Source organism: Roseicyclus sediminis (assembly GCF_025515305.1).
Classification (GTDB): domain Bacteria; phylum Pseudomonadota; class Alphaproteobacteria; order Rhodobacterales; family Rhodobacteraceae; genus Roseibacterium; species Roseibacterium sediminis.
Genome location: NZ_JAOPHT010000001.1, coordinates 50,497 through 76,656 on the forward strand (window position 1 = coordinate 50,497; position 26,160 = coordinate 76,656).

The window sequence follows — 26,160 nt, forward strand, 5'->3', positions numbered from 1 at the left end:
CCATGAAGCTCTACCGTCTCCTGACCGAGGACGACTCGTCGGTATTCTGCCACAAGGTCAGCGCGGCCTTGGCCAAGGGCTGGGAGCTGCACGGCTCCCCCACCATGGCCTTCGATGCCGCGCGCGGCGTCATGCGCTGCGCTCAGGCCGTGACGAAGGAGGTCGAGGGCACCTATTCCCCCGACATGAAGCTCGGAGACCAGTGAGATGCCCAAGGACGTACCGCGTGCGAGCAAGACGAACCCGGGCCGCTTCTTCGAGGATTACCGCATCGGCCAGGTGATCGAGCACGCGGTGCCTCGCACGGTCTCCGGCGGCGAACGCGCGCTTTACCATGCGCTCTATCCGGCGCGGCACGCGCTCTATTCCTCCGACGAATTCGCCCGCGCCTGCGGCCTGCCCGAAAGCCCGCTCGACGATCTCGCCGCCTTCCACATCGTCTTCGGCAAGTCGGTGCCGGATGTCTCCCTGAACGCGGTCGCCAACCTCGGCTATGCCGAGGCGCGCTGGCTCCGTCCGGTCTACGCGGGCGACACGATCCGCTCCTCCTCCGAGGTGATCGGCCTGAAGCAGAATTCGAACGGCAGGACCGGGGTCGTCTATGTCCGCACCACGGGGCGGAACCAGCACGGCCTCGCCGTCATGGAATTCGCCCGCTGGGTGATGGTGAGAAAGCGCGACCCCGAGGCTCCGGCGCCCGAGACGGTCGTCCCCGAGCTTGCCGCGACGGTGCGGCCCGAAAAGCTGGTGATGCCGGGCGGCATCGACTTTTCCGCCTACGACTTCGTGCAGGCGGGCGAGCCGCACCGCACGTCTGACTATGCCGTGGGCGAGGTGATCGACCATGTGGACGGCGTGACCATCGAGGAAGCCGAGCACATGATGGCGACGCGCCTGTGGCAGAACACGTCGAAGACCCATTTCGACGCCACGCCCCGCGAGGACCGCAAGCGACTGATCTATGGCGGGCATGTCATGTCCATGGCGCGCGCGCTTTCGTTCAACGGGCTTGCGAACGCGCAGTGCCTGGTGGCGATCAACGGCGGCAGCCATGCCAATCCCTGTTTCGCCGGCGACACCGTGCGGGCCTGGTCGGAGGTGCTGGACACCGCAGAGACCCCCGCTCCGGGCGTCGGGGCGATCCGTCTCAGGCTGGTGGCCGTGAAGGATGGCGGGCACGCGGGAGAGTTGCGGGGCGAGGACGGCAAGTACCTACCCCACGTCCTGCTCGATCTCGACTACTGGGCGCTGATGCCGGTCTGAGAACCGGCGATCGCCGAAGTGGACGATGGCTCGCGAATGGGGCGCCGGCGGTGTTCCGGCCATCGCCATCATGACCGGCGCAATCGCCCTGGTGCACCGGGGCCATGGGAGCGCGTTTCCCTCCGAAAGCCCCCCGATCGGCGGCATGGAGTTCCTGACGCTGCCGCTGGCGACAGGTCTTCATGCGTCGCTTCGCGGCAACGCCGCCCGATCCCGACAAGGCGCCCGAACCCGACCCGGCGCGCACCAAAGCAGGTCGGGTGTTTTTGTGATCACACTTTCGAAAAGCGTGATCACGAATGCCAAAACTGCGGCGTTAAGACCCACGATCCCCGCCGGAATCCCGCCCAACCCACGTGACAGGCCTGCAAAACTCGCTATTGATCAAGGCAAACGACCAGACCACAGCCAAACCACGAAGGGGGTCCGCCATGGCCGACGTGAACCGCGGAAACCGTCCGCTCTCCCCGCACCTGCAGATCTACCGCCCGCAGCTGAACGCGATCACATCCATCCTGAACCGGATCACGGGCAATGCGCTCCTCGTGACGGCGTTCCTGTTCGTCTGGTGGCTGATCGGTGCGGCCTCGGGCGCGGCCTATTTCGAATTCGTCGACGGCCTCGTGACCTCGTTTCTGGGTGACATCGTGATGAGCCTGTCGGTTCTCGGCCTGTGGTACCACGCGCTCGGCGGCATTCGTCACCTGATCTGGGACACCGGCCGCGGCCTCGACCTCGAGACGGCGGACCGGATGGGATGGGGCATGATCATCGGCTCGGTCGCCCTGACCTTCCTCACCCTCATCGCGATCTGACGGAGAGCACCATGGCCTACATGACCGACAGAAAGCGCGTGACCGGCCTCGGCGCCGCGCATTCGGGAACGCATCACTTCTGGACGATGACCGTGACCTCCGTCGCGCTCCTTCTCCTGACGCCCTTCTTCCTCGCCATCGTCGGACCGCTCCTGGGCGCCCCTCACGAGGAAGTGGTGGCCAGTCTCGGGCGCCCGATCCCGGCGCTCGTCGTCGCGGCCTTCCTGGTCGTGGGGATGCACCATTTCCGCCTCGGCGTGACGGTGCTGATCGAGGACTACGTCCGTGGCCTCTCCCGCAAGATCTGGATCATCGCCATGACGATCGTCAGCTACGGACTGGCCGCGGCAGGGTTGGTGGCGCTGGCGCAGATCGCGCTCTGAGGGACACGCACGCGATGAAAGACATGATGAACATGACGGCAAGCTACGACATCACCGAACACAGCTACGACGTGGTCGTGGTCGGCGCGGGCGGCTCCGGCCTGCGTGCCACGCTCGGCATGGCCGAACAGGGACTGAAGACGGCCTGCGTGACCAAGGTCTTCCCGACGCGCTCGCACACGGTGGCGGCACAGGGCGGCATCGCGGCCTCCCTCGGCAACATGGGGCCGGACCACTGGCACTGGCACATGTACGACACGGTGAAGGGCTCGGACTGGCTGGGCGACACCGACGCGATGGAATACCTGGCCCGCGAGGCGCCCAAGGCCGTCTACGAGCTGGAACACTACGGCGTGCCATTCAGCCGGACCGAGGACGGCAGGATCTACCAGCGTCCCTTCGGCGGGCACACCACCCAGTTCGGCGAGGGCCCCCCGGTGCAGCGCACCTGCGCCGCCGCCGACCGGACCGGCCACGCGATCCTGCACACGCTCTATGGCCAGTCGCTGAAGAACAACGCCGAGTTCTACATCGAGTATTTCGCCACCGACCTGCTGATGACCGAGGAGGGCGAGTGCGTCGGCGTCGTGGCATGGAAGCTCGACGACGGCACGATGCACGTGTTCCGCGCCAAGATGGTGGTGCTGGCGACCGGCGGCTACGGCCGGGCCTATTTCAGCGCGACGAGCGCGCACACCTGCACCGGCGATGGTGGCGGCATGGTCGCCCGCCAGGGCCTTCCGCTGCAGGACATGGAATTCGTGCAGTTCCACCCGACCGGCATCTACGGCGCGGGCTGCCTCATCACCGAGGGCGCGCGTGGCGAGGGCGGTTACCTCACGAACTCCGAGGGCGAACGCTTCATGGAGCGCTACGCGCCGACCTACAAGGACCTCGCCTCGCGCGACGTGGTCTCGCGCTGCATGACCATGGAGATCCGCGAGGGGCGCGGTGTTGGCGCGGGCAAGGACCACATCCACCTGCACCTCAACCACCTGCCGCCGGAAACGCTGGCCGAACGCCTGCCCGGCATCTCGGAAAGCGCCAAGATCTTCGCCGGTGTGGACGTCACGAAGGAGCCGATCCCGGTTCTTCCGACGGTGCACTACAACATGGGCGGCATCCCCACGAACTACTGGGGCGAGGTTCTGAAACCCACCAGGAAGGACCCCGACGCGGTCGTGCCGGGCCTCATGGCAGTGGGCGAAGCCGGCTGCGCAAGCGTCCACGGCGCCAACCGCCTTGGATCGAACAGCCTGATCGACCTCGTGGTCTTCGGCCGCGCGGCAGGCATCCGCGCAGCGCAGATCGTGGACCCCGACTCGGCGGTTCCGGACGTGCCGCGCGCGTCGCTCGACTTCGCGCTATCGCGCTTCGACGCGATCCGCCACGCAAACGGCAGCACGCCGACGGCCGAGTTGCGGCTGGAGATGCAAAAGACGATGCAGGCCGACGCCGCCGTCTTCCGCACCGACAAGACGCTGGCCGAAGGCGTCGAGAAGATGCAGTCGGTCGCCCGCAAGCTCGACGACCTGCACGTGACCGACCGCAGCCTCATCTGGAACTCCGACCTGATGGAGACGCTGGAGCTGACGAACCTCATGCCGAACGCGATGGCGACCATCGTCTCGGCCGAGGCGCGCAAGGAAAGCCGCGGCGCGCACGCCCACGAGGACTACCCGGACCGCGACGACAAGAACTGGCGCAAGCACACGCTGGCCGTCGTGGACGATGCAAAGGTCGAACTCGACTACCGTCCGGTGCATCTCAACCCGCTGATGGGCCACAACGAAGGCGGGATCGACCTCGACCGGATCAAACCGAAGGCGCGGGTGTATTGATGCGTCCCGCCCGCCTCGTCATGGCCGGTCTTTCGCTCGTGCTGGTCGCGGGATGCGCGGCACAGCCGATGACGCGCGAACGCGCGGCCCGGCTCTGCGCGGACGAGGCACGGGAGGCCGACGGGATCTCGGGCACCCTTCGCGCGGGCGTCGGCAGCGAGGGGGCCGTCGGAGGCGGGAGCCTCAGGATCACCTCGGCGATCCTGGACCCGCAATCCGAGGCCGACGCGCTTCAGGCCTGCATCACCCGCAGGATGTCGGGCGACAACAGGCCGCCCCGTCGTCCGGGGTTCAGCATAGCGATCGAGGGCGACTTCCAGTGACCGCCGCCATCGACAAGACCTTCGACCGCGCCCTATCGCGCGATACCGACAAGGAGACCGACAACCATGGTTGAACTGGCCCTGCCGAAGAATTCCCGGATCAAGACCGGCAAGACCTGGCCCAAGCCCGAAGGCGCGACGAACCTGCGCAAGTTCCAGATCTACCGCTGGAACCCCGACGACGGCGAGAACCCGCGCGTCGACACCTACTGGGTCGACATGGACACCTGCGGGCCGATGGTCCTGGACGGTCTCATCAAGATCAAGAACGAGATCGACCCGACCCTGACCTTCCGCCGTTCGTGCCGCGAGGGGATCTGCGGATCCTGCGCCATGAACATCGACGGGATCAACACGCTGGCCTGCATCTACGGCATGGACGAGATCAAGGGCGACGTGAAGATCTACCCCCTGCCGCACATGCCGGTGGTGAAGGACCTGATCCCCGACCTGACGCATTTCTACGCCCAGCACGCGAGCATCATGCCCTGGCTGGAGACCAAGACCCAGCGCCCCGAGAAGGAATGGCGCCAGTCGATCGAGGACCGCAAGAAGCTCGACGGGCTTTACGAATGCGTGATGTGCGCGTCCTGCTCGACCTCCTGCCCGAGTTACTGGTGGAACGGCGACCGCTACCTCGGGCCGGCGGCGCTTCTGCACGCCTACCGCTGGATCATCGACAGCCGCGACGAGGCGACGGGCGAGCGGCTCGACGACCTCGAGGATCCGTTCAAGCTCTACCGCTGTCACACGATCATGAACTGCGCCAAGACCTGCCCCAAGGGCCTGAACCCGGCCAAGGCGATCGCAGAGATCAAGAAGATGATGGTGGAGCGGCAGCTCTGATCGGGGACGGTGGCGGCGCGGCGCATCAGCGCGCGCCGAACCTGTCGAGGTAGTGCTCGACCGCGCCAAGCGCGCTGCGCGCCTGGTCGTCGCGAAGGCCGACCGTCACCGGCATCCGGCGTTCCCCAACCTGAACGAAGACGTGGGGACCGGCCGTGTAGTTGCGGGGTATCCCCATCGATGCGGGGTCATACGGATCGCCGCCATCCCGGCTGATCCCGCAGGACTGGATGTCTGAATAGGCGATGCGATGTGGGCCCGCTTCGAGGTGGTCGGGTTTGAACACGATCCGGAAGGCGCGCCTGCGCCACCCGATGCGCCACGCCAGCCAGAGAATGCCAAGCGTCACCGAGACCATCACCAGCACTGTCAGGTAGTCCGAAACCCGCAGTCCGTTGACGGCAAGGAACAAGGCCCCCATGGCCGGGAAGACGGCCAGCAGGCTGACGATCCAGGACACAAGCCGGTTCCGCGCGTAAACGGTCAGCGTGACCTGTCCGTCGCGCTCCTCCAAATGGATACCCGACCGTGTCCTGTCGCTTGCGGCGCTGCTGTTGCCCGTCATGGTCACCTCGTCCCGAGGTTACTGGATTCATTCGTCAGGCTACCCGGGAATATGCCCTCCCGATGACGCAAACGGGACATCGCGCGACAGCGTCCCGCATGTCATCGCGTCAAGGCGGACGCGTCGCCGCCACGGGACCCCGCTTCGGCGTCCGCTGGTGGCCTCCGTCACACCTTCCGCCCCGAGACCGTCCAGAACCCTGTAACGGTGACGGTCCCGGGATCGGCGGCGAAGGCGACGATCCGTTCCACGAAATCGCGCGCCGCGGCCTCGCCCCCCAACGCGTCTGCCATGCGCATCGCTCCGGGTGTCGTGGTCTCGCGATGGTTTCGCAGCTGCGCCTCGGTGGCCGCGCCCAGGAATGTCCACACCGGGTCCGTCTCGATCCGGACATCGATGTCGGAAAGCCCCGCCTGAAGCATGTGAAGCGGGATGTCCTGCGGGTGCCAGCCCGGGAAGGCGATGCCGAAAAAGGTCTCGACCTGAGCCTCCAGTTCCGGATCGCGCGGCGCATCGGCATGTCGGGGGGTGCCCTGCTGACCGGTGACAAGCCGCCCGCCCGGCCTCAACAGCCTTGCGAGGTCGGCAATCGCCCCGCACCGGTCGGGCAGGAACATCAGGAGCATCAGGGACCAGACCGTGTCGAAACTCCCGTCCTCGAAAGGCAACTTCCCCACAGCGCCCACGCGGTAGCTCAGGTTCGTCAGCCCCTCCTCCTCGGCCCTGGCGGTCGCAAAGGCCACGTAGTCGGGGTTGATGTCCACGCCTACCACCTCGCAATCCGGCATCCGCCGCGCCACGAGCCGCGACAGCCATCCCGAGCCGCATCCCGCGTCCAGCAACCGCGTTCCGGGTTGAGGGGATACCATCTGGAATCCGCGCTCATGTCCGAACATCAGGGACTGCCGTTCCAGCCGGTCGCATTCGCCCTCAAAACTGATGATATACTTCTCGTCCGACATGAATTCGGGTCCCCCGGCTGGCATCTGTCGAACCGACGTTAGTGGCTGGCCCGCACTGCCGATAGCCTGTGAATGGCGGCCATCGTGGTTGCCCCGTCCCGGAGGGGCGCACATCGGCATCCACCGATAGGGAAAGCCCGCGACTCATGATAGCCTCGGCCCAACTCCGGGAGACGTCGTCATGTCTGGAACCACCAGCCTGCTCGTGGGAACCACGAAAGGCGCATTCATCCTGACCGCAGATGCCGAGCGGAGGCATTGGGAAGTCTCGGGCCCGCATTGCGACGGCTGGCCGATCAACCACATGACAGCCGATGCCGAGAGCGGCACGATCTGGGCAGGCGGTGGCGGGGACTGGCATGGCGCCGGTATCTGGCGATCGGACGATGGCGGCGCCACATGGACGCTGTCCAGGCTCTCGACAGGGCAGATGGACCGATGGGCGGCCGAGGACGCCGACTTCGCCGCGATGATCGGATGGCAAGACACCCCCGCCCCCTTCGGCGACAGCCTGCAGTCCGTCTGGGCGTTGCATCACGCGCATGGCAAGCTCTTCGCAGGGACCAAGCCCGCCCAGTTGCTGGTGTCCGGGGATGGCGGCACGACCTGGGAGATGAATGGCGCGCTGGCCGGCTTCGCCGACCGGGAGGCCTGGAACCCAGGCGCGGCGGGCCTGACGCTGCACACGCTCGTGTCAGACCCGGACGACCCGGAGAAATTCTGGATCGCGATCTCGGCGGCCGGCGTCTTCGCCACATCGGACGCTGGCAAGACCTGGGAGCGGCGCAACCGCCTCTCGAACGCGGGGGCCTGCGGCCATCACGATCACCCTGCCGCCCCCCGGAACGGCGAGACGGGTCATTGCGTCCACAACATGGTCCGCGGCGCCGATCCGCATTCGGGCTCCGAGCTTCTATACCAGCAGAACCATCACGGCGTGTACCGGAGCCGCGACGGCGGGCACACATGGGACGACATCACATCGGGCCTGCCCTCGACCTTCGGCTTTCCCATCGCGGTGCATCCGCACGACCCCGAGACGATCTGGGTGGTGCCGCTGAACGGCGACATGCAGGGGCGCTACCCGCCCGGCGCCTCCGCGGCGGTCTGGATCTCCACCGATGGCGGCGAGACATGGGCCGCGCAGCACAGCGGGCTGCCGGAGAAGAACTGCTACTTCACCGTGCTCAGGCAGGCGATGACGACGGACCGGCAGATCGCGACCGGGGTCTATTTCGGCACCAACACGGGTTCGGTTTTCGCCTCCATCGACGGTGGCGACACCTGGGACGAGATCGCGCGGCACTTGCCGACCATCCTTGGGATCGAAGCCTTCGACAGACACTGAAGCGCCTGCGCCGGGGTCATGGCAGGCTTGCGTCAAGGGCGGGTGCACGCGGTGCCCGCCGTGGTTATCTCGAGCGCGAGGGAGGGCAGAGCCGAAGAGAGGCCGATATGCCCGAACAGACGACCACACCCGCCCGCATCGCCAATCGCCGTCGCGCCGCCGAAGCGCTGCGCATCCTCGATGAGGCCTGGGCCTACTACACGCCCGAGCCCATCCTTGCCCCCGCGGGGCCTGACTACGTGGACATTCCCACCGCGGCCTAGCGCCAGCCGATCCCCCTGAGACGCGCGTCGATCCGGCCGAAGAGATCGGCGTCGCGCCCGACCCAGAGATGACCGCCATCGGGATAGATCACCGCTTCCGCGCCGGGGATCGCGGACGCGAGGAAACGCGCATTCTCGGCGGTCAGGAACCGGTCGTCTTCGCACGAGAGCGTCAGCGTCGGCGCGGCGATCCCGGCGAAGTCGAGGTCATGCATCCGGTTGGTCTGCACGTTATCGTAGATCAGCCCGGCGGCGCGGTCGCTCACGGGCAGAATGCTCTCGATCATCGCGCCGACGCGGGCCTGCTCCTCGGCGGACGCCGCCGCGACCAGCGCAGGATCGGTGGCCAGGAGCGTGCCGATCAGACGGTCCCGCATCAGGCGCGAAATACCCCAGAACAGGAGGTCGGAGCGCAGCGCACGCATCACCGCCCATTCGGCGAGCGGACTCCATGGCGCGACCTCGGCACGGCCGGGGATCATCAACGCGGGCACCACCGGGAAAAGCGCGGCGGTGCGCCCGGGAAACAACTCGGCGAAGGCGAGCGCCGGGATCGCGCCGGCCGAGCCGCCGGCGACCGCGACACGTTCCACGCCCAGCGCATCGAGCATGTCGGCGAAGGCTTCGGCCTCCATCTTCGGCCCCGCACCCTCGGGAAGGGGCGTACGCAGGTAGCCGAAGCGCGACGGCGCGATGACCCTGTGACCGAGACCGACCAGCCGCCGTGCCGCAAGCAGCCCCTGGTCAAAGCCGCCCCCGGTGCCGTGGAGCATGAGAAAGGGCGGCCCCTCGCCGGCTTCGGCAACCTCGATGGGGCCGTGCCGGGTTTCGACCATGCGCGACAGCGTGGCGGCGGCCCGCGCCTCGAACCGCGCCATGTCGCGGCGGAAGGGCACGGCGACGCCCATCGCTCCCGCAGCGGCCACGGCGCCGAGGCCGATCAGAACCCGTCGTCTCGTGCGTCCCATATCCCGGCCCTCTCCTCGGACTGCCGGATTGGAGACCGACCCCGTCTTTCCTGCCATGACATGCGTCAAGCACGTGACGCGACGGCCCCGAAGACAGCCGGAAACACCGCTGCTAGCCTGTGAAGCCGAGGGAGGACGCGGATGGCGGATGCGGACGTGATCGTGATCGGCGGGGGCCTCGCGGGGCTCGTCGCCGCGTGGCATGCAGCCGAACGCGGGCGGCGTGTCGCGCTCCTCGACATGGAGGGGCCGCAGTCTCTCGGCGGGCAGGCATGGTGGAGCCTCGGCGGTCTGTTCATGGTCGACACGCCCGAGCAGCGGCGGCTTGGCCTGAAGGACAGCCGCGCGCTCGCCGGGCAGGACTGGCTCGGCTCCGCCCGCTTCGACCGGACGGAGGACGCCAATCCCCGCGCCTGGGCAGAGGCCTACCTCGACTTTGCCGCCGGGCCGATGCGGGGCTACCTGCAGGGGCTGGGCATGCGCTGGTTCCCCGTCGTCGGCTGGGCCGAGCGGGGCGGTACGCTGGCCGATGGCCACGGCAATTCCGTTCCGCGCTTCCACATCACCTGGGGCACCGGGACCGGCGTCGTGAAACCCTACGCGGACCGGGTGCGCGCCCATCCACGCATCACGCTACACTTCCGGCAGCGGGTCACGGCGCTGATCGTCGAGGGCGGCGCGGTCACAGGCGTGTCGGGCGAGGTGCTGGCACCCGACGAGGCCCCGCGCGGCGCCTCCACGAACCGGACCCTTGCCGGCGACTTCACGCTCCGCGCCCCGTCGGTCGTCGTCGCCTCGGGCGGGATCGGCGGAAACCACGACCTCGTCCGCGCCGCATGGCCGGAGGATCGCCTCGGCCCGCCGCCGGCGCGCATGGTCTCGGGCGTGCCGCACTACGTCGACGGACAGATGCAGGCCGCAGCCGAGGCCGCCGGGGCCGCCGTCATCAACCGTGACCGCATGTGGCACTATTGCGAAGGTCTGCGGAACTGGGATCCGATCTGGCCCAACCACGGCATCCGCATCCTGCCGGGTCCCTCCTCGATGTGGTTCGACGCGCACGGCACGCGGATGGAGTCCCCGTGTTTCCCCGGCTTCGACACGCTCGCCACGCTGAAACGGATCCTCGCGACGGGGCACGGCCATTCGTGGTTCGTGCTGACCCAGTCGATCATCGAGAAGGAATTCGCCCTTTCAGGGTCCGAGCAGAACCCCGACCTCACCTCCGGCAAGTGGTCCTCGGTGCTGCGCGAGCGCCTCGGCAAGGGGGCGACGGCGGCGGTCGAGGCATTCAAGGAGAACGGCGAGGACTTCGTCGTTGCGGATGACCTCAGGTCGCTGGTCGCGGGGATGAACCGGATCACGCCCGACACCCCGCTCGATCCCACCCGGATTCTGGCCCAGATCGAGGCGCGGGATGCCCAGATCACCAACAAGGTGGCGAAGGACGCGCAGGTCACCGCGATCCGGGGCGCGCGCGCCTATGTCGGCGACCGGCTGATCCGGACCGCGAAACCGCACCGCATCCTCGACCCCGCGCACGGACCGCTCATCGCGGTGCGGCTCAACGTTCTGACCCGGAAGTCGCTCGGGGGGCTGCACACCGATCTCACGGGACGGGCCTTGCGCTCCGACGGGACGCCATTCCCCGGTCTCTACGCCGCAGGCGAGGTCGCGGGCTTCGGCGGCGGCGGCTATCACGGGTACAACGCGCTCGAGGGCACCTTCCTCGGCGGCTGCATCTTCTCGGGCAGGGTCGCGGGCGATGCGGTCTAGGGGGCGCAGGCACCTTGCGGTGGCATGGCGGAACTCATGGCCCCTGCCGGTTTCCCTCCATTGTCCCCGACCATTCAGCGCGCCAGTCTCCGCGCGCATCGCCCCGAGGAAGGACCATTCATGCGCGGCACCGGCACCCGGTTTCTCATCGTCGGGCTTCTCGCCCTCCTCATGTTCATCCCGCTCTGGTTCGTCTCGGCCATCATCGACGACCGCACGCGGCTGAGCGAGCAGACGATCCGCGAGGTTGGCGAGGAGTGGGGCGGCAGCCAGCTTCTGTCCGGCCCGGTCCTGATCCTGCCGGTGGAGGGCCCGGTGCAGGTGCCGGAGACTGTCGAGGTGAACGATCCGGCCACCGGCCAGCTCCGGGCGGAAACGCGCATGGTGACCGAGATCCGCGCCATGGCGCCCGTGATCCTCCTGCCCGAGACCTTCGAGCTGACGCTGGAGACAGAGAGCGACATCCGCTCGCGAGGGATCTTCGACGTTCCGGTCTACGGCGCAGAGGCCAGGATCGCCTTCGACTTCGACACCGATGCCGCATCGGGCCAACTCCGGCCCGGCGAACGGATCCTGTGGGACGCGGCCAGCCTGCGGGTCACCGTGACGGCGAACCGTGCGCTCAGGGGCAACGCCGAGCTTCTGGCCGACGGACGGGCCATCCCGCTCGAACCCCGCGCCGACGGGCAGCCCGGCATCGCCGCCGCGCTCGGCGATCCGCGCGAGATCGGGGCCTATGACCTGACGCTCGGGTTCAACGGCGCGGCCGAACTCAGCGCCACGCCGATGGGCAGGACCTCGCGCGTGACAATCACATCCGACTGGCCGCACCCCAGCTTTTTCGGCGCCTTCCTGCCCGATGACTCCGAGATTTCCGACGCGGGCTTTTCGGCCACCTGGACGATCCCGCATCTGGCCCGGCCCCTGCCACAGGCGGCGCGAAGCGATACCGACCTCACCGCGCGCGCGACCTCGGCCTTCGGTGTGCGGTATTTCCAGCCCAACGACTTCTATCAGAAGGCATGGCGCGCCGCGCGCTACGGCATCCTCTTCATCGCGCTCACCTTCCTGACGGTGCTGCTGATCGAGGGGCGGACAGGCAAGCCGACGCATCCCGTCCAGTACATCCTGATCGGCCTCGCGCAGTCCGTCTTCGTGCTGCTCATGGTCTCCTATGCCGAACAGATCGGCTTCGGCGCGGCCTATGCCCTGTCGGCCGGGGCGACGACCGCTCTGCTGACGCTGTTCGGCGCGGTCGGTCTGAAACTCGGGCGGAGGACCCTCGTTCTGGCGGCGATGCTGGGCATCATCTACGCGGTTCTCTACCTGATCCTGCGCTCGGCCGATTACGCGCTTCTGGCCGGATCGACCCTTGCGTTCTTCGCGCTGGCGCTCACCATGATCGCGACCCGGAACGAGGACTGGTACGGGCCGGCCACGGCGGGCCCGCGCCGGCCCTGGTTCGGCAAGCCGAAGGAGCCGCAGAATGGAGAGCCGGAAGGCACGCCCCCGCCCCCCGCCTGACGCCGAGGCGCGCCGCGCCGTGCCTCCCGTCATCTGCTATCCGACCGGGACGCTGCCCCGACCCGCACCGGACGTGATGGCCCGCGCGCTGGACGGTCTGGAGAAAACCGGCGAGGTCCTCGTGCCGCCGCGCGAAGCGCGCACCTTTCGCGTGAAGGCCGGGCAGGTCTTCCGCATCGTGAGTGTCGATGGCCCGCAGGTGGGCGACCTGAACCTCTGGAACGCGGGCGACCTTTCGGAGCGGTTCTACTCCGGCAAGACGCGCGCGCTGCACGGAACGCATGTGACCACCGGCGACAGGCTCTGGAGTTCGTTCCCGACGCTCCGCCCCATGGCGACGATCGTGGAAGACACGCTCGGCTGGTACGGGATCGACGCCTTCGGCGGGTCCGTCCATGACGTGATCGGCACGCGCTGCGATCCCTACACGCACAACCTGCTGGCCGGCGGGCAATATCACCATTGCTGCCATTCGAACCTGACCCGCGCGCTCGCCGCGGAAACCGGCCTGCCGCTGCACGAGGCCGAGCGCCACGTCCACGACGTCCTGAACGTCTTCATGTGCACGGGCTTCACCCGCGACACGGGCCAGTATTTCATGAAGGCAAGTCCCGTGCGTCCCGGCGATCGCATCGCCTTCCTCGCCGAGATCGACCTCCTCGGCGCGCTCTCGGCCTGTCCGGGCGGCGATTGCGGGGCCGAGCATTCGTCGGACAGCGCCCCATGCTTTCCGCTTCTGGTCGAGATGTTCGATTGCGCGCTTACTCCGGGATATACTGCGCCGGCCGTCAGCGGCTACGACCGCAGTCATGGCCTCTGAGTCGCCGGAACGGCCGCAAACGGTATTTTTTCGCCCCCGCTGAAATTTTTACTTGATCGGCTGCGGCACTTGCCCCAAATGGCGCCGCATAGACGCCAACGCACGCGCCTCTGTCACGGGTGGTAGGACTGCCGGATACCGGCCCCGAACCATCGCAGTTACGTAGCGACGGTAACGTCTCCTCTGGAATGTGCCGGCCCCGAAGAGGGCCACGTCTGTTGGAGATGACCATGAACGCTACGTTCGCCGACTTCTCGGCGGCTCTCGCCGTCTCATATCAGCCCGTCACCCGCACCTCGACCCGCATCGAGGATTACATTCGCGCGCACGAGTTCGGGCGCCCGACGCTGGTGCTCGACATCGACGCAGTCGAGGCGCAGTACACCGCGCTCAAGGCGGGCCTCGGCCGCGCCGACATCCATTATGCGGTCAAGGCGAACCCGGCACGCGAGATCATCGAACGTCTCGTCAACCTCGGCTCCCACTTCGACGCGGCCTCGCGCGGCGAGATCGAGCTTTGCCTGTCGCTCGGCGCTCGGCCCGAGACGATCTCCTTCGGCAACACCGTCAAGCGGCCCGCCGACATCGCCTTCGCGCATGCGTCGGGCATCACGCTTTATGCCGCCGACGCCGAGGAAGAGCTGGAGAAGATCGCCGCGCATGCGCCCGGTGCCGAAGTCTATATCCGCCTGATCGTCGAGGCCTCCGGCGCCGACTGGCCGCTGACCCGCAAGTTCGGCACGTCGCGTGACAAGGCGCTGGCGTTGATGGGCCTCGCCCGCGAGCTTGGCCTGCGTCCTGTCGGCCTGTCGTTCCACGTCGGCTCGCAGACCCGCGACCCGGCGATGTGGGAAAGCACGCTCGACCAGGTCGCGGCGATCTGGATCGAGGCGCGGGACGCGGGCTTCGCCCTCGACCTGCTGAACATCGGCGGTGGCTTCCCCGCGTTCTACGGCGAGGACATCCCGCACCCGACGCTCTATGCAGCGGCGGTGATGGACCGTGTCGCGGCCCGCTTCCCCGGCGTGCCTCGCGTCATGGCCGAGCCCGGCCGAGGCCTTGTCGCAGAGGCGGGAATGATCGCCGCCGAAGTGCTGCTCGTCTCGCGCAAGTCCGATGACGATCTCTGCCGCTGGGTCTATCTCGACATCGGCAAGTTCTCGGGCCTCGCCGAAACGATGGACGAGGCGATCCGCTACCAGTTCGCCACCGACCGCGACCACGAGGGCACGGGGCCCTGCATTCTCGCAGGCCCCTCCTGCGACAGCGCCGACGTGCTCTACGAAAAGCGCCCGGTCGCGATGCCCCTCGGCCTGAAGGCGGGCGACCGGATCATCATCCGCAACTGCGGCGCCTACACGTCGAGCTACTCCTCGGTCGGCTTCAACGGCTTCCCGCCGCTCGATGTGGTCGTGATGTAAGTCCCGCAGGGCGCCTCGCGAGAGGCGCCCTAGCCGTAGACCTCCACGCCCGCTGACTGCGCCTCGGAATACCGTGCGCCCGCCGCGAACCCGCGCGGCAGGATCGCGGCGATCTCCGACAGCTCGACCGGGCCGAGCGCGATCTCGGCCGCCTGCGCGAGATCGCGCAGATGCACCGCGCTGCGCGTGCCGGGGATCGGCAGGACATGCTCGCCCTGGTGCAGGGTCCAGGCGATGGCGACCGCCGAGGTCGTCCAGCCCCGCTCCCGGCACCAGGCGCTGAACGGCTCGATCGCCGCCTTGTTCGCGCTGTAGTTCGGCTCGGTGAAGCGCGGGTTGGCCGAGCGGAAGTCGCCCGGCGGAAAGGCTTCGAGATCGGGGAACGGGTCGGCGAAAATGCCTCGCCCAAGCGGCGAGAAGGCGACGAAGGTCGCGCCGAGTTCCTCGCAGGCCTGCAAGACCCCCGCCTCGGGGTCCCGCGACCAGAGCGAGTATTCGGACTGCACCGCGGCGACCGGATGGACCGCGTGGGCCCGGCGCAGCGTTTCGGGCGCGATCTCGGAGAAACCGATCGCCCCGATGAGGCCCTCTTCGATGAAGCCCACGAGTGTCTCCATCACCTCTTCCACGGGGCGCTCGGCCTCGCGGCGGTGAACGTAGAACAGCTCCACCCGGTCCCGTCCCAGCCGCTCCAGCGAACCCTCGAGGGACCGGCGCAGCGCCTCGGCGTCGTTCCGGAAGTGCCGCACCGGCTGCGGATAGATGCCCGCCTTCGTGGCGATGGTCACATCCGCCCGCGTCTCGGCGAGAAAACGGCCCATGATGCTCTCGGAAATGCCCATGCCGTAGATCTCGGCGACATCCCAGTGGTCGATGCCGAGCGCGAGGGCTTCCGCGAGACAGGCAAAGCTCTCCTCCTCGTCGGTGGCGCCGTAAATGCCGCCGAAACTCATGCAGCCGAGCCCGACCGCGCCGACTGTCCGGCCGGCAAGCAAACGTTTAAGTCTCATCCGAAGGCTGCCCCGAGCGCGATTTCCACCATGTCCGAGAAACTGGACTGCCGGTCCCCGGAAGGCAACGCCTCGCCGGTCACGAGGTGGTCCGATATCGTCAGGACGGCGAGGGCCCTTGCACCGTAGCGCGCCGCGAGGGTGTAAAGCTCGGCCGTCTCCATCTCGACCGCGAGAACGCCATGGCGCATCATCTGCTCGTTCAGGTCGGGGCGTTCATCGTAGAAAACGTCCGAGGAATAGATGCCGCCGACATGAACGGGGATCTGCCTTGTCTGCGCGACCCGGTGCGCAGCCGACAGCAATCCGAAATCGGCACATGGCGCGAATTGGAGGTCGCGGAAGAACCCGCGCGACGGCGTCGACATGGTCGAGGCCGTCATGGCAAGAACCACGTCGCGCACGGCAACGCTTTCCTGCATCGCACCGGCCGAGCCGATTCGGATGATCGTCTTTGCCCCGTAATCCCGGATCAGTTCGTTCACGTAGATCGAGAGGCTGGGCATGCCCATTCCCGATCCGTGGATCGTCACCCTGTGACTTTCCCCGTCCGCGTCGGTCCAGGTGCCGGTGTAACCCAGCATGCCCCGAACCTCATTGACGCAGACGGGGTCTTTCAGAAACGTTTCGGCCACCCATTTCGCCCGTAGGGGATCCCCCGGCATCAGCACGGTATCCGCGATTTCGCCCGGCGCGGCGCCAATGTGGACCGTCATCGTTCAGATCGCGAGATCGTCGATCTTCTTGCCCTTGGCGAGGGCGTCCTTCACCCAGGCAGGCTGCCGACCGCGCCCGGTCCAGGTCTGATCCGGGTTCGCCGGATTCGCGTATTTCGGCATGCCTTTGGAGCCGCTTTTTTCACTAAGGATATCTTCGAGAGAGAAACCGTGTTCCTGCGCCGCCTTCTGCGCCGCGATCAGCGCTTCTTTTTTCCGACGCTTCTCGAAACCCTTGATTGCAGATTCCACCTGCTTTCCAAGGTCCTTCAACTCTTCAAGCGACATTTTTTCGAGATTGATGGCCATTTGCTTTTTTCCTTGCCGTCGTCGTCGCCTTTCGCGACGCCGGCATGATTTGCAGGTGATCGGAAAAAATTCAAGGGGCGCCGTCAAAAACGGCCAGCGTCGGCTACTCAACGCATGAATCCGCCTATTCGGCGGCGATCGATTCCGGATCTGCCAGCGCCACGATATCCATCATGATGCGATTCAATTCGAAATCCTTCGGCGTGTAGACACGTGCGACCCCGTATCCCAAGAGCGTCCGGGCATCCTCGTCGGGGATGATCCCCCCGACCATAACGGGCACATGCCCGAGCCCTTCGGCCCGCAGCCGCTCCATTACCTCGGCGATGAGGGGCACGTGGCTTCCCGACAGGATCGAGAGGCCGATGACATGGGCCTCGTTCTCTTTCGCGGCGGCGACGATTTCGGCGGGCGTCAGGCGGATCCCTTCGTAGGAGATGTCCATGCCGCAGTCCCTCGCGCGGAATGCGATCTGTTCGGCGCCGTTCGAGTGGCCGTCGAGGCCGGGTTTGCCGACGAGGAACTTCAGGCGGCGGCCCAGCCGGTCCGAGACGGCATCGACCGCGGCGCGGATGTCGTCGAGCCCTTCGGTCTTGTTGGACACGGATTTCGAGACACCGGTGGGTCCGCGATACTCGCCGTGGACGGCGCGCATCACGCCCGCCCATTCCCCGGTCGTGACGCCGGCCTTCGCGGCGGCGATGGAGGCGGGCATGACGTTCCGCCCCTCGGCGGCCGCGGCGCGAAGATCGGACAGCGCGGCGCGCGCGGCGCCTTCGTCCCGGGCCTCGCGCCAGGCCTTCAGGCGGGCGATCTGGTCCTCCTCGACCGCCGGATCGACCACCATGATCCCACCGTCCTCCCCCATCAGCGGCGAGGGCTCGGACGCTGTATACTTGTTCACGCCGACGACCACGGTCTCGCCGCGTTCGATCGCGTTGACGCGGTCGGCGTTGCTCTCCACCAGCCGCGACTTCATGTAGTCGATCGCCGCGATCGCCCCGCCCATGGAATCCAGGTTGGCAAGCTCGGCCCGCGCGCCGTCCTTCAACTCCTCGACCTTCGCATCCACCACCGGGTTGCCGTCGAAGAGGTCGCCATACTCCAGGAGATCGGTCTCGTAAGCCATGATCTGCTGCATCCGCATCGACCATTGCTGATCCCAGGGGCGCGGCAGGCCCAGCGCCTCGTTCCACGCGGGAAGCTGCACGGCCCGGGCGCGCGCCTTCTTCGACAGCGTCACCGCCAGCATCTCGATCAGGATGCGGTAGACGTTGTTCTCGGGCTGCTGCTCGGTCAGACCGAGGGAATTCACCTGCACGCCATAGCGGAAACGGCGGTATTTCGGGTCGCTCACGCCATAGCGCGTCTCGCAGATCTCGTCCCAGAGATCGACGAAGGCGCGCATCTTGCACATCTCGGTGACGAAGCGGATGCCGGCGTTCACGAAGAACGAGATGCGGCCGACGAGAACCGGGAAATCGTCCTCGGGCACGCGGGGGCGCAATTCGTCGAGGACGGCCGTGGCCGTGGCGAGCGCGAAGGCCAGTTCCTGCTCGGGCGTGGCGCCCGCCTCCTGCAGGTGATAGGAACACACGTTCATCGGGTTCCATTTCGGCACGTTGGAATAGCAGTATTCCGCGACGTCCGCGATCATCCGGAGCGAGGGCTTCGGCGGGCAGATATAGGTCCCGCGCGACAGGTATTCCTTCATCAGGTCGTTCTGGACCGTGCCCTGCAGCTTCGCGACATCCGCCCCCTGCTCCTCGGCCACCGCGATATAGAGCGCGAGAAGCCAGGGAGCCGTGGCGTTGATCGTCATCGAGGTGTTCATCTGCTCGAGCGGGATATCGTCGAACAGCGTCCGCATGTCGCCCAGATGGCTGATCGGCACGCCGACCTTGCCGACTTCGCCGCGCGCAAGCTCATGGTCGCTGTCGTAGCCGGTCTGCGTCGGCAGGTCGAAGGCGACCGAAAGGCCGGTCTGCCCCTTTGCGAGGTTGCCGCGATAAAGCGCATTCGAGGCCTTGGCCGTGGAATGGCCGGCATAGGTGCGGATGAGCCAGGGCTTGTCTTTCTCGCGTACGGTCACCGGCAGCCTCCTGAATCGCATTTCGGCAATTTCATTTCGTCAGGCGGGGTATATGGAAAACATTGTGTCCCTGTCAATTCGCCGCGTTGCGGCAAATCACCTTGCCGCCGCAGCGAGGTGCAGGGGTCCGCGCTTCAGGTCTTGCGAAAGATCACCACCAGGCTGCGGTCGCCCGCATGCGCATGCCCGGCATTCTCGAAGATCGCGATATCGGCGAAGCGCAGGGGCGAGATCCGCCCACCGGCCTGCAGCCGCGCCAGCGCCGTGCCAAAGCCCATCCCGTCATAGACGCCGGGCAGGACCGTGAACACGAAAAGGCTACCGGGGCGCACAATGCGCAGAAGTTCCGGCAAGCAGCCCGGCCCGACATGGCCATGCGTGAAGGTTCCAGCCGAAACCATGCCGCCATAGGCCGCGTCGGGAAGATCGAGCGGCGCGTTCAGATCGGCCTCGATCGTCTGACGATAGAGCCCCTTGCCCGCGGCGACCCCCAGCATTTCGGCCGAAAGGTCCAGCGCATCGACCATGATGCCGCGGAGGTGCTCGGCCACCGCGCCCGTGCCTGCGCCGACATCGAGACAGGGCTCGTCGGCGCCCTCGGCGAGGTAGATTTCCGCCGCGCGGCGGGGCGAGGCATAGCCCATCCGGTCCACGAAATCCGTGTCGTAGGTGCCGGCCCAGCTTTCATAGAGCGCGCGCGCCTCATCCGGCGAGTTCAGTGCGTAGGCACGTTCCAGTTCCTCGTCCGACATGCGCCGATCCTCCATGGTTCACGCCAGATTGTGCCATCCGCGGAATCCTGACAAGTTTCGCCGATGTTTCGCACCGTCGAACTACCGGTCTGGCTATTCGTGCTGATCCTGCTGTTTGCAGCGGTCACGTTCGCATCCCATTTCCTGTTCCCCTCCGTCCGCTGGTATTTCCGGCGGCGGCTGGAGAACGCGGTCGGGCGCCTCAACGAACGGCTGGAGCGGCCGATCCAGCCGTTCAAGCTCGCCCGTCGCATGGATACGGTGCGAAGACTGATCTACGACCCGGAAGTCGCCCGCGCCATCGCGGAGCACGCAAAGGAAAACGGCGTCCGCGAGGACGTGGCCTTTCAGAAGGCGGAACGCTACGCGCGCGAGATCGTGCCGGGCTTTTCCGCCTTCACCTATTTCTCCTTTGCCATCCGCGCCGCGCGCATACTCAGCCAGTCGCTCTACCGGGTGCGGCTGGCCCACCCGAACGACGCCGCGCTGGCCGCGATCCCGGAAAGCGCCACGGTGATCTTCGTGATGAACCACCGGTCGAACATGGACTACGTGCTCGTCACCTGGCTCGCGGCCGAGCGTTCGGCCCTTGCCTATGCCGTGGGCGAATGGGCGCGGGTCTGGCCGCTGCGGTCGCTCGTTCGGGCAATGGGCGGCTACTTCATCCGGCGGCGTCACAACAGCGCGCTCTACCGCAAGGTCCTCGCACGCTACGTGCAGATGGCCACCGAGGCGGGCGTGACGCAGGCGGTTTTCCCGGAAGGGGGGCTCAGCCGCACGGGCGCCCTCGGCAAGCCGAAGCTGGGGCTGATCTCCTACATCCTCGACGGGTTCGTGGCGGGGCATTCCCGCGACGTGGTCTTCGTTCCGGTCGCGTTGAACTACGACCGCGTGATGGAGGACCGGACCCTGATCGCGGCGCAGGAGAACGGGACGCGGGCGTTCCGGTTCTCCCTCAGGCCGATCTGGCGTTATCTCCGGCGGCAGACATGGCTGCGCATGACAGGCCGCTTCCACCGCTACGGCTATGCCGCGGTCAGCTTCGGCGATCCCCTCAGCCTGACGGAGTACCTCAGCCACCCCCACATCGATCCGGCGGCGGCACTCGGCACCGAGCTGATGGCGCGGATCGCGCATGTCATGCCGGTGACGCCGGTCTCGCTCGTGGCGCATGTGATCGCAGGCGGCGCGCGGACCGAAGCCGAACTCGATGCCCGCGCCCGGGCCGTGATCGCGGAGGCGCAGTCGCGCGGCGTGACCGTCCTCGTGCCGCGAGAGGACGAGGACTACACCCTGGCGGCCGGCCTCAGGACCTTCACCGAACGAAAGCTCCTGTCGATCGGTGCGGACGGGTCGCTGACGCTGACGAAGGAAGGGCGGCAACTCGTGGATTTCTACGCGGCGTCCGTGGCGCATCTGCTCGACCATCCACAGCCCGGGAACCTTGCCGAGCTGCCGTCCGCAGCAACCGCTGCGACATAATATTTCGCAAATACGCATTTTCTCGTTTGCTTTGTTGCGCGACGCCTCCTATGTCTCGCTGCAGGAGCATCGGGCGATTCCGCATCGCGGCATCGGACCTGGACATCGGCAAGACCACGGAGGCCCGAACATGGCACTCGATCAGCATTCTCCGATCGCGGAATACGACGCGCCGAAGAAGGATCTCTACGAGATGGGAGAAATCCCGCCCCTCGGCCATGTGCCCGCGCAGATGTACGGCTGGATCCTGCGTCAGGAGCGGCACGGCGAACCGACCGAGGCGCTGAAGGTCGAGGTGGTCGATACCCCCAAGCTCGACAGCCATGACGTCCTCGTCCTCGTGATGGCGGCGGGCGTGAACTACAACGGCGTCTGGGCCTGCCTCGGCAAGCCCGTTTCGGTCTTCCTGCAGCACAAGGCGCCCTATGCCATCATCGGCTCGGATGCGGCCGGCATCGTCTGGGCCGTGGGCGACAAGGTCACGCGCTGGAAGGTCGGCGACGAGGTCGTGGTCCACTGCAACCAGGACGACGGCGATGACGAGGAGTGCAACGGCGGCGACCCGATGCTCTCGCCCAGCCAGCGTATCTGGGGCTACGAGACGGCCGACGGTTCCTTCGCGCAGTTCACCCGCGTGCAGTCGCAGCAGTTGATGCCGCGACCCAAGCACCTGACCTGGGAAGAGTCCGCCTGCTACACCCTGACGCTCGCCACCGCCTACCGGATGCTGTTCGGCCATGAGCCGCATGACCTGAAGCCCGGTCAGAACGTGCTGGTCTGGGGCGCGTCGGGCGGCCTCGGTTCCTTCGCGATCCAATTGATCAACACCGCGGGCGCGAACGCGATCGGCGTGATCTCCGACGAGGACAAGCGCGAGTTCGTCATGGATCTCGGCGCCAAGGGCGTGATCAACCGCAAGGACTTCAACTGCTGGGGCCGGCTGCCCGAGGTCGGGACCGAGGAATACAAGGAGTGGTTCGCCGAGGTGCGCCGCTTCGGCAAGGCGATCTGGGACATCACCGGCAAGGGCGTGAACGTCGACATGGTCTTCGAACACCCCGGCGAGGCGACCTTCCCCGTCTCCACCTTCGTGGTGAAGCGGGGCGGCATGGTCGTGATCTGCGCGGGCACCAGCGGCTACAACTGCACCTTCGACGTGCGCCACATGTGGTCGCACCAGAAGCGCCTGCAGGGCAGCCACTTCGCCCACCTGAAACAGGCCGCCGCCGCCAACAAACTGATGCTGGACCGGCGCCTCGATCCCTGCATGTCCGAGGTCTTCCCGTGGGAGGAGCTGCCGCTGGCGCACATGAAGATGCTGCGCAACGAGCACAAGCCCGGGAACATGGCCGTGCTGGTCCAGGCTCCGCGCACCGGGCTTCGCACGCTGGAAGAGGTGCTCGAGGCGGGACCGACGGCCGGCTGACACGCAAAGACTACGGCCCCGGGCCTGCGCCCCGAGGCCGTTCACGACGCCCCGACCCGGCCTCACCCCGGGCGGGGCGTTTCGCGTTTCGCGGGTTCAGCGCCGCTTCAGCAGGCCCATCCGGCTGAACCACCACCACAGCGCGAGGCCGATGACGACGATTGATCCGGCGACGACCCAGAAGGCCCATGGACGCCCCGCGCCGGGGATGCCCCCCACGTTGATCCCCAGCAGGCCCGTCAGCAGGCTCAGCGGCAAGAAGATCGAGGCCACGACCGAAAGAAGGAGCATCCGCTGGTTCAGCCGCTCGGCGCGCTGATCCATGACCTGGTCGTGAAGAAGCTGCGCCCGGTCACGAAGGGCGTCGAGTTCCTCGCCCAGCCGCGTGACCCGGTCGGCGGCTTCGCGGAGCCTCGACCGGTCGCGGTCGGCGAGCCAGGGCAGGTCCTCGATCTCGAGGGTGCTCAGCGCGTCGCGCTGCGGCACGAGGTGGCGGCGCAGGAGGATCGACGAGCGGCGGGCGGACGAAAGCGGAGCGCGCGGGATTTCCGCGTCCGGGTCCATCGCCGCCTCCTCGATGTCGTCCATGATGTCGTTGAGGTCGGCGACCGCGGGCTCGGCGCGGTCGGCGAGGCGGAGCGCGAGCTTGGCCACGAAATCGCCGGGGCTGTGCGGCGCCTGACCGCGGCGGCAGGCGGCCACGAGATCGCCGATGGCGTAGAGCGGGCGGCGCGTCGCGCCGATCACACGGTCCCCGGTCACCCAGAGCCGGACCGAGATCATGTCCTCGGGCTCGGAGTCGGGATGCAGGTTCACGCCACGCAGGATCAACACGACGCCATCCTCGTGGACCGTGCAGCGCGGACGGGTCTCTTCGGCGGTAAGCGCCTCCACGGCGTATTCATCGAGACCGGCGGCGCGGAGTCTGTCCGGGGTTTCGGGCGCCCCGACGGGCAGCTGCAGCCAGAAAAAGCCGCCCGGCGCTGCCCCGTCCCGGTCGCCGGGTTCCGTCTCGGTCGCGCCGCCGCGTCCGTCCAGCCGGAAGGCGACGGCCTCGGGCGCGGACGGCTCTCCCATCGTCTGAACGTTCATGGCGCGCACCTCATGCCACCGGTCGCAAGCATGGCGAAGCGGCCGCAGCGGGGCAAGCCCACGCGGCGGCACTGGCGGCGCGGCGATTGCCGCCCTAGGCTCGGGCGAAACGAGAGGAGGGCACACATATGCGACTGGCTCATCTGGCGGCCGAGGCCGGACAAAGGGGCCGTCCGGTACGGGCGGGGCTGATCGGGGCGGGCAAGTTCGGATCGATGTTCCTTTCGCAGGTGCCCACGATCCGGGGCCTCGACGTGACCGCAATCGCGGACCTCGACGTGGAGGGCGCGAGGACCGCCTGCGCCAATGTGGGCTGGGACGACGACCGTATCGCGGCCACGACCTTCCTCGAGGATGGCCGTGCGCTGGCGTCGCGGGACGACGTCGATGTCGTGATCGAGGCGACCGGGAACCCGAGGGCCGGGATCGCCCATGCGCGCGCGGCCTTTGCCGGCGGAAAGCATGTCGTGATGGTGAACGTGGAGGCGGACGCCCTCATCGGCCCCCTGCTCTCGGCCGAGGCGGACAAGGCGGGCGTGGTCTACTCCATGGCCTATGGCGACCAGCCCGCGCTCGTGGCCGAGATGGTCGACTGGGCGCGCGCAACGGGCTTCAAAATCGCCGCCGCCGGCAAGGGAACCAAGTATCTCCCCGCCTACCATGCCGTCACGCCCGATGATGTCTGGTCCCATTACGGACTCGACCCCGAGGCCGCGAAAGCGGCGGGGATGAATCCGCAGATGTTCAACTCCTTCCTCGACGGGACGAAATCGGCCATCGAGATGGTCGCGATCGCAAATGCCTGCGGCCTGTCGGTTCCGTCGGATGGATTGGCATTTCCGCCTTGCGGGGTGGACGACCTTGCCCATGTGCTGCGCCCGCGCGATGTGGGCGGGCAACTCGAAGGTTCCGGCATGGTCGAGGTCATCTCCTCGCTCGAACGTGACGGGCGGCCGGTGTTCCGGGACCTTCGCTGGGGCGTCTACGTTGTGCTGGAGGCGCCCAACGACTATGCGGCCGCCTGTTTCCGGCAATACGGCCTGCCGACCGACGCGACCGGGCGCTACGCGGCGATGTACAAGCCCTTCCACCTGATCGGGCTTGAGCTCTCGGTATCGGTTCTGAGCGCGGCTCTCAGGAAGGAGCCCACCGGCCGGGCCGAGGCGATGCGCGGCACCGTCGCTTGCGTGGCCAAGCGAAACCTGACGGCGGGCGAACGCCTCGACGGCGAGGGCGGCCATACGGTCTGGGGCAAGGCGCTTCCGCTCACCGCCGCCGGCGATGCCCTGCCGATGGGCCTTGCGCATGGCGTGACGCTGGCGCGCGACGTGCGCGCGGGCGAGATGCTGCGGCTGGGCGACGTGACACTCGCAGGCGATCCCCTGGCCGATGAATACCGGAGGCTGATCGGTGTTTAGGGCGGTCTATCCGCCCGTTATCCGCGGCCTCTGGGCCAAGGGCCCGGCCTACGCGGCGGCCGCGGCCCGGATCGCGCGGATGTTGTCGCCGTAGACCTCGGGCGCGTCCACCGACCCGCCCTTGAACACCGCCGAACCCGCAACGAGCACGTCCGCGCCCGCCCGCACCACAAGGGGCGCCGTCTGCGGGTCGACCCCGCCATCGATTTCGATATGCACGGGCCGGTCGCCGATCATCTCGCGCAGGCGCCGGACCTTTCCGGTCATGTCGATGAACTTCTGCCCACCGAAACCGGGGTTCACGGTCATGACGCAGACGAGGTCGGCAAGATCCAGCAGATGCTCCACCGCCTCCGCCGGCGTGCCGGGGTTCAGCGCGACCCCCGCCTTCATCCCGGCTGCCCGGATCGCCTGCAGCGTCCGGTGGATATGCGGCCCTGCCTCGACATGCGCGGTCAGGATATCGGCCCCGGCCTCGGCAAAGGCGTCGATGTAGGGATCGACCGGAGCGATCATCAGGTGGACATCCATCACCGTCGTCACATGGCGACGGAACGCCTTCACCGCGGGCGGGCCGAAGGTGAGGTTGGGCACGAAATGCCCGTCCATCACGTCCACGTGCACCCAGTCCGCGCCCTGGTCCTCGATCGCGCGGATCTCGGCACCGAAATTGGCGAAATCGGCCGACAGGATCGACGGCGCGATCTTCACGGAGCGGTCGAACGGCATTTTGGCATCCCCTTCC

General features: G+C 67.4%; 26 protein-coding genes. 16 read left to right on the forward strand and 10 right to left on the reverse strand.

What is annotated here, in order from left to right; translation table 11 throughout:
- Positions 1-2 precede the first annotated feature (2 nt).
- From N8I71_RS00195 to N8I71_RS00225, 7 genes are all read left to right on the forward strand, one after another.
- Positions 3-206, forward strand: coding sequence for a DUF1737 domain-containing protein (locus N8I71_RS00195; protein ID WP_262875901.1), 204 nt, complete (start codon positions 3-5; stop codon positions 204-206).
- Position 207: 1 nt separating this feature from the next.
- Positions 208-1,263: a MaoC family dehydratase gene (locus N8I71_RS00200; RefSeq protein WP_262875903.1), complete on the forward strand. Its 1,056-nt coding sequence runs from the start codon at positions 208-210 to the stop codon at positions 1,261-1,263.
- Between the two features lie 431 nt (positions 1,264-1,694).
- Positions 1,695-2,078 (forward strand): succinate dehydrogenase, cytochrome b556 subunit, encoded by a 384-nt coding sequence (gene sdhC / locus N8I71_RS00205; protein ID WP_262875904.1) that lies wholly within the window; start codon positions 1,695-1,697, stop codon positions 2,076-2,078.
- 11 nt (positions 2,079-2,089) lie between these two features.
- Positions 2,090-2,461 (forward strand): succinate dehydrogenase, hydrophobic membrane anchor protein, encoded by a 372-nt coding sequence (gene sdhD / locus N8I71_RS00210; RefSeq protein ID WP_262875905.1) that lies wholly within the window; start codon positions 2,090-2,092, stop codon positions 2,459-2,461.
- A gap of 23 nt (positions 2,462-2,484) precedes the next feature.
- On the forward strand, positions 2,485-4,302 hold the full coding sequence (sdhA, locus tag N8I71_RS00215) for a succinate dehydrogenase flavoprotein subunit (protein ID WP_406676059.1): 1,818 nt from the start codon (positions 2,485-2,487) through the stop codon (positions 4,300-4,302).
- A complete protein-coding gene (locus tag N8I71_RS00220) occupies positions 4,302-4,625 on the forward strand; it encodes a hypothetical protein (RefSeq protein ID WP_262875906.1) in 324 nt (107 codons plus the stop codon). Before sdhA ends, N8I71_RS00220 begins: the two co-directional genes overlap by 1 nt.
- 66 nt (positions 4,626-4,691) lie before the next feature.
- The gene (locus tag N8I71_RS00225; protein ID WP_262875907.1) at positions 4,692-5,471 is read left to right on the forward strand and encodes a succinate dehydrogenase iron-sulfur subunit; all 780 of its coding nucleotides are present in this window, start codon (positions 4,692-4,694) and stop codon (positions 5,469-5,471) included.
- 25 nt (positions 5,472-5,496) lie between these two features.
- Here N8I71_RS00225 and N8I71_RS00230 read toward each other — a convergent pair whose 3' ends face one another.
- Together N8I71_RS00230 and N8I71_RS00235 are read right to left on the reverse strand one after the other, a co-directional pair.
- Positions 5,497-6,036 (reverse strand): hypothetical protein, encoded by a 540-nt coding sequence (locus tag N8I71_RS00230; RefSeq protein WP_262875908.1) that lies wholly within the window; start codon positions 6,034-6,036, stop codon positions 5,497-5,499.
- Between the two features lie 167 nt (positions 6,037-6,203).
- Positions 6,204-6,998, reverse strand: coding sequence for a class I SAM-dependent methyltransferase (locus N8I71_RS00235; RefSeq protein WP_262875909.1), 795 nt, complete (start codon positions 6,996-6,998; stop codon positions 6,204-6,206).
- 181 nt (positions 6,999-7,179) lie between these two features.
- Here N8I71_RS00235 and N8I71_RS00240 point away from each other — a divergent pair, with 181 nt between their 5' ends.
- Together N8I71_RS00240 and N8I71_RS00245 are read left to right on the forward strand one after the other, a co-directional pair.
- Entirely contained in the window at positions 7,180-8,346 is a 1,167-nt protein-coding gene (locus N8I71_RS00240; protein ID WP_262875910.1) for a WD40/YVTN/BNR-like repeat-containing protein, read from the forward strand.
- A 107-nt stretch (positions 8,347-8,453) separates the two neighbouring features.
- Entirely contained in the window at positions 8,454-8,609 is a 156-nt protein-coding gene (locus N8I71_RS00245; protein WP_262875911.1) for a hypothetical protein, read from the forward strand.
- Here the strand turns inward: N8I71_RS00245 and N8I71_RS00250 are convergent.
- The gene (locus N8I71_RS00250) at positions 8,606-9,577 is read right to left on the reverse strand and encodes an alpha/beta fold hydrolase (protein WP_262875912.1); all 972 of its coding nucleotides are present in this window, start codon (positions 9,575-9,577) and stop codon (positions 8,606-8,608) included. The genes N8I71_RS00245 and N8I71_RS00250 overlap by 4 nt on opposite strands.
- Before the next feature lie 141 nt (positions 9,578-9,718).
- Between N8I71_RS00250 and N8I71_RS00255 the strand changes: the two genes are divergently transcribed.
- The 4 genes from N8I71_RS00255 to N8I71_RS00270 all read left to right on the forward strand — a co-directional run bounded on the left by N8I71_RS00255 (position 9,719) and on the right by N8I71_RS00270 (position 15,118).
- A complete protein-coding gene (locus N8I71_RS00255) occupies positions 9,719-11,353 on the forward strand; it encodes an FAD-binding dehydrogenase (protein WP_262875913.1) in 1,635 nt (544 codons plus the stop codon).
- 120 nt (positions 11,354-11,473) lie between these two features.
- Positions 11,474-12,877 carry a cell envelope integrity protein CreD gene (creD, locus tag N8I71_RS00260; RefSeq protein ID WP_262875914.1) on the forward strand — a complete coding sequence of 468 codons (1,404 nt, stop codon included), beginning with the start codon at positions 11,474-11,476 and terminating at the stop codon, positions 12,875-12,877.
- The gene (locus N8I71_RS00265) at positions 12,840-13,697 is read left to right on the forward strand and encodes an urea carboxylase-associated family protein (RefSeq protein WP_262875915.1); all 858 of its coding nucleotides are present in this window, start codon (positions 12,840-12,842) and stop codon (positions 13,695-13,697) included. The genes creD and N8I71_RS00265 overlap by 38 nt, the downstream gene beginning before the upstream one ends.
- Before the next feature lie 230 nt (positions 13,698-13,927).
- Positions 13,928-15,118 (forward strand): type III PLP-dependent enzyme, encoded by a 1,191-nt coding sequence (locus tag N8I71_RS00270; protein WP_262875916.1) that lies wholly within the window; start codon positions 13,928-13,930, stop codon positions 15,116-15,118.
- Positions 15,119-15,147: 29 nt separating this feature from the next.
- On the opposite strand, the gene N8I71_RS00275 is transcribed toward N8I71_RS00270, so the two are convergent.
- The 5 genes from N8I71_RS00275 to N8I71_RS00295 all read right to left on the reverse strand — a co-directional run bounded on the left by N8I71_RS00275 (position 15,148) and on the right by N8I71_RS00295 (position 19,997).
- The gene (locus N8I71_RS00275) at positions 15,148-16,128 is read right to left on the reverse strand and encodes an aldo/keto reductase (RefSeq protein WP_262875917.1); all 981 of its coding nucleotides are present in this window, start codon (positions 16,126-16,128) and stop codon (positions 15,148-15,150) included.
- Positions 16,125-16,844 carry a purine-nucleoside phosphorylase gene (gene deoD / locus N8I71_RS00280; RefSeq protein ID WP_262875918.1) on the reverse strand — a complete coding sequence of 240 codons (720 nt, stop codon included), beginning with the start codon at positions 16,842-16,844 and terminating at the stop codon, positions 16,125-16,127. The genes N8I71_RS00275 and deoD overlap by 4 nt, the downstream gene beginning before the upstream one ends.
- 3 nt (positions 16,845-16,847) lie before the next feature.
- Positions 16,848-17,153: an H-NS histone family protein gene (locus N8I71_RS00285; RefSeq protein ID WP_262875919.1), complete on the reverse strand. Its 306-nt coding sequence runs from the start codon at positions 17,151-17,153 to the stop codon at positions 16,848-16,850.
- Between the two features lie 124 nt (positions 17,154-17,277).
- Positions 17,278-19,245 carry a protein meaA gene (locus N8I71_RS00290; RefSeq protein WP_262875920.1) on the reverse strand — a complete coding sequence of 656 codons (1,968 nt, stop codon included), beginning with the start codon at positions 19,243-19,245 and terminating at the stop codon, positions 17,278-17,280.
- A gap of 134 nt (positions 19,246-19,379) precedes the next feature.
- Entirely contained in the window at positions 19,380-19,997 is a 618-nt protein-coding gene (locus N8I71_RS00295) for a class I SAM-dependent DNA methyltransferase (protein WP_262875921.1), read from the reverse strand.
- Between the two features lie 63 nt (positions 19,998-20,060).
- On the opposite strand from N8I71_RS00295, the gene N8I71_RS00300 reads away from it, so the two are divergent.
- A complete protein-coding gene (locus tag N8I71_RS00300) occupies positions 20,061-21,479 on the forward strand; it encodes a 1-acyl-sn-glycerol-3-phosphate acyltransferase (RefSeq protein WP_262875922.1) in 1,419 nt (472 codons plus the stop codon).
- A 130-nt stretch (positions 21,480-21,609) separates the two neighbouring features.
- Positions 21,610-22,905, forward strand: a complete 1,296-nt coding sequence (gene ccrA / locus N8I71_RS00305; protein WP_262875923.1) for a crotonyl-CoA carboxylase/reductase — start codon at positions 21,610-21,612, stop codon at positions 22,903-22,905.
- 96 nt (positions 22,906-23,001) lie between these two features.
- Here the strand turns inward: ccrA and N8I71_RS00310 are convergent, their stop codons facing one another.
- Positions 23,002-23,997: a zinc transporter ZntB gene (locus tag N8I71_RS00310; protein WP_262875924.1), complete on the reverse strand. Its 996-nt coding sequence runs from the start codon at positions 23,995-23,997 to the stop codon at positions 23,002-23,004.
- A 128-nt stretch (positions 23,998-24,125) separates the two neighbouring features.
- On the opposite strand from N8I71_RS00310, the gene N8I71_RS00315 reads away from it, so the two are divergent.
- A complete protein-coding gene (locus tag N8I71_RS00315) occupies positions 24,126-25,415 on the forward strand; it encodes an NAD(P)H-dependent oxidoreductase (RefSeq protein WP_262875925.1) in 1,290 nt (429 codons plus the stop codon).
- A 48-nt stretch (positions 25,416-25,463) separates the two neighbouring features.
- Here N8I71_RS00315 and rpe read toward each other — a convergent pair whose 3' ends face one another.
- On the reverse strand, positions 25,464-26,144 hold the full coding sequence (gene rpe / locus N8I71_RS00320) for a ribulose-phosphate 3-epimerase (RefSeq protein ID WP_262875926.1): 681 nt from the start codon (positions 26,142-26,144) through the stop codon (positions 25,464-25,466).
- Positions 26,145-26,160 lie beyond the last annotated feature (16 nt).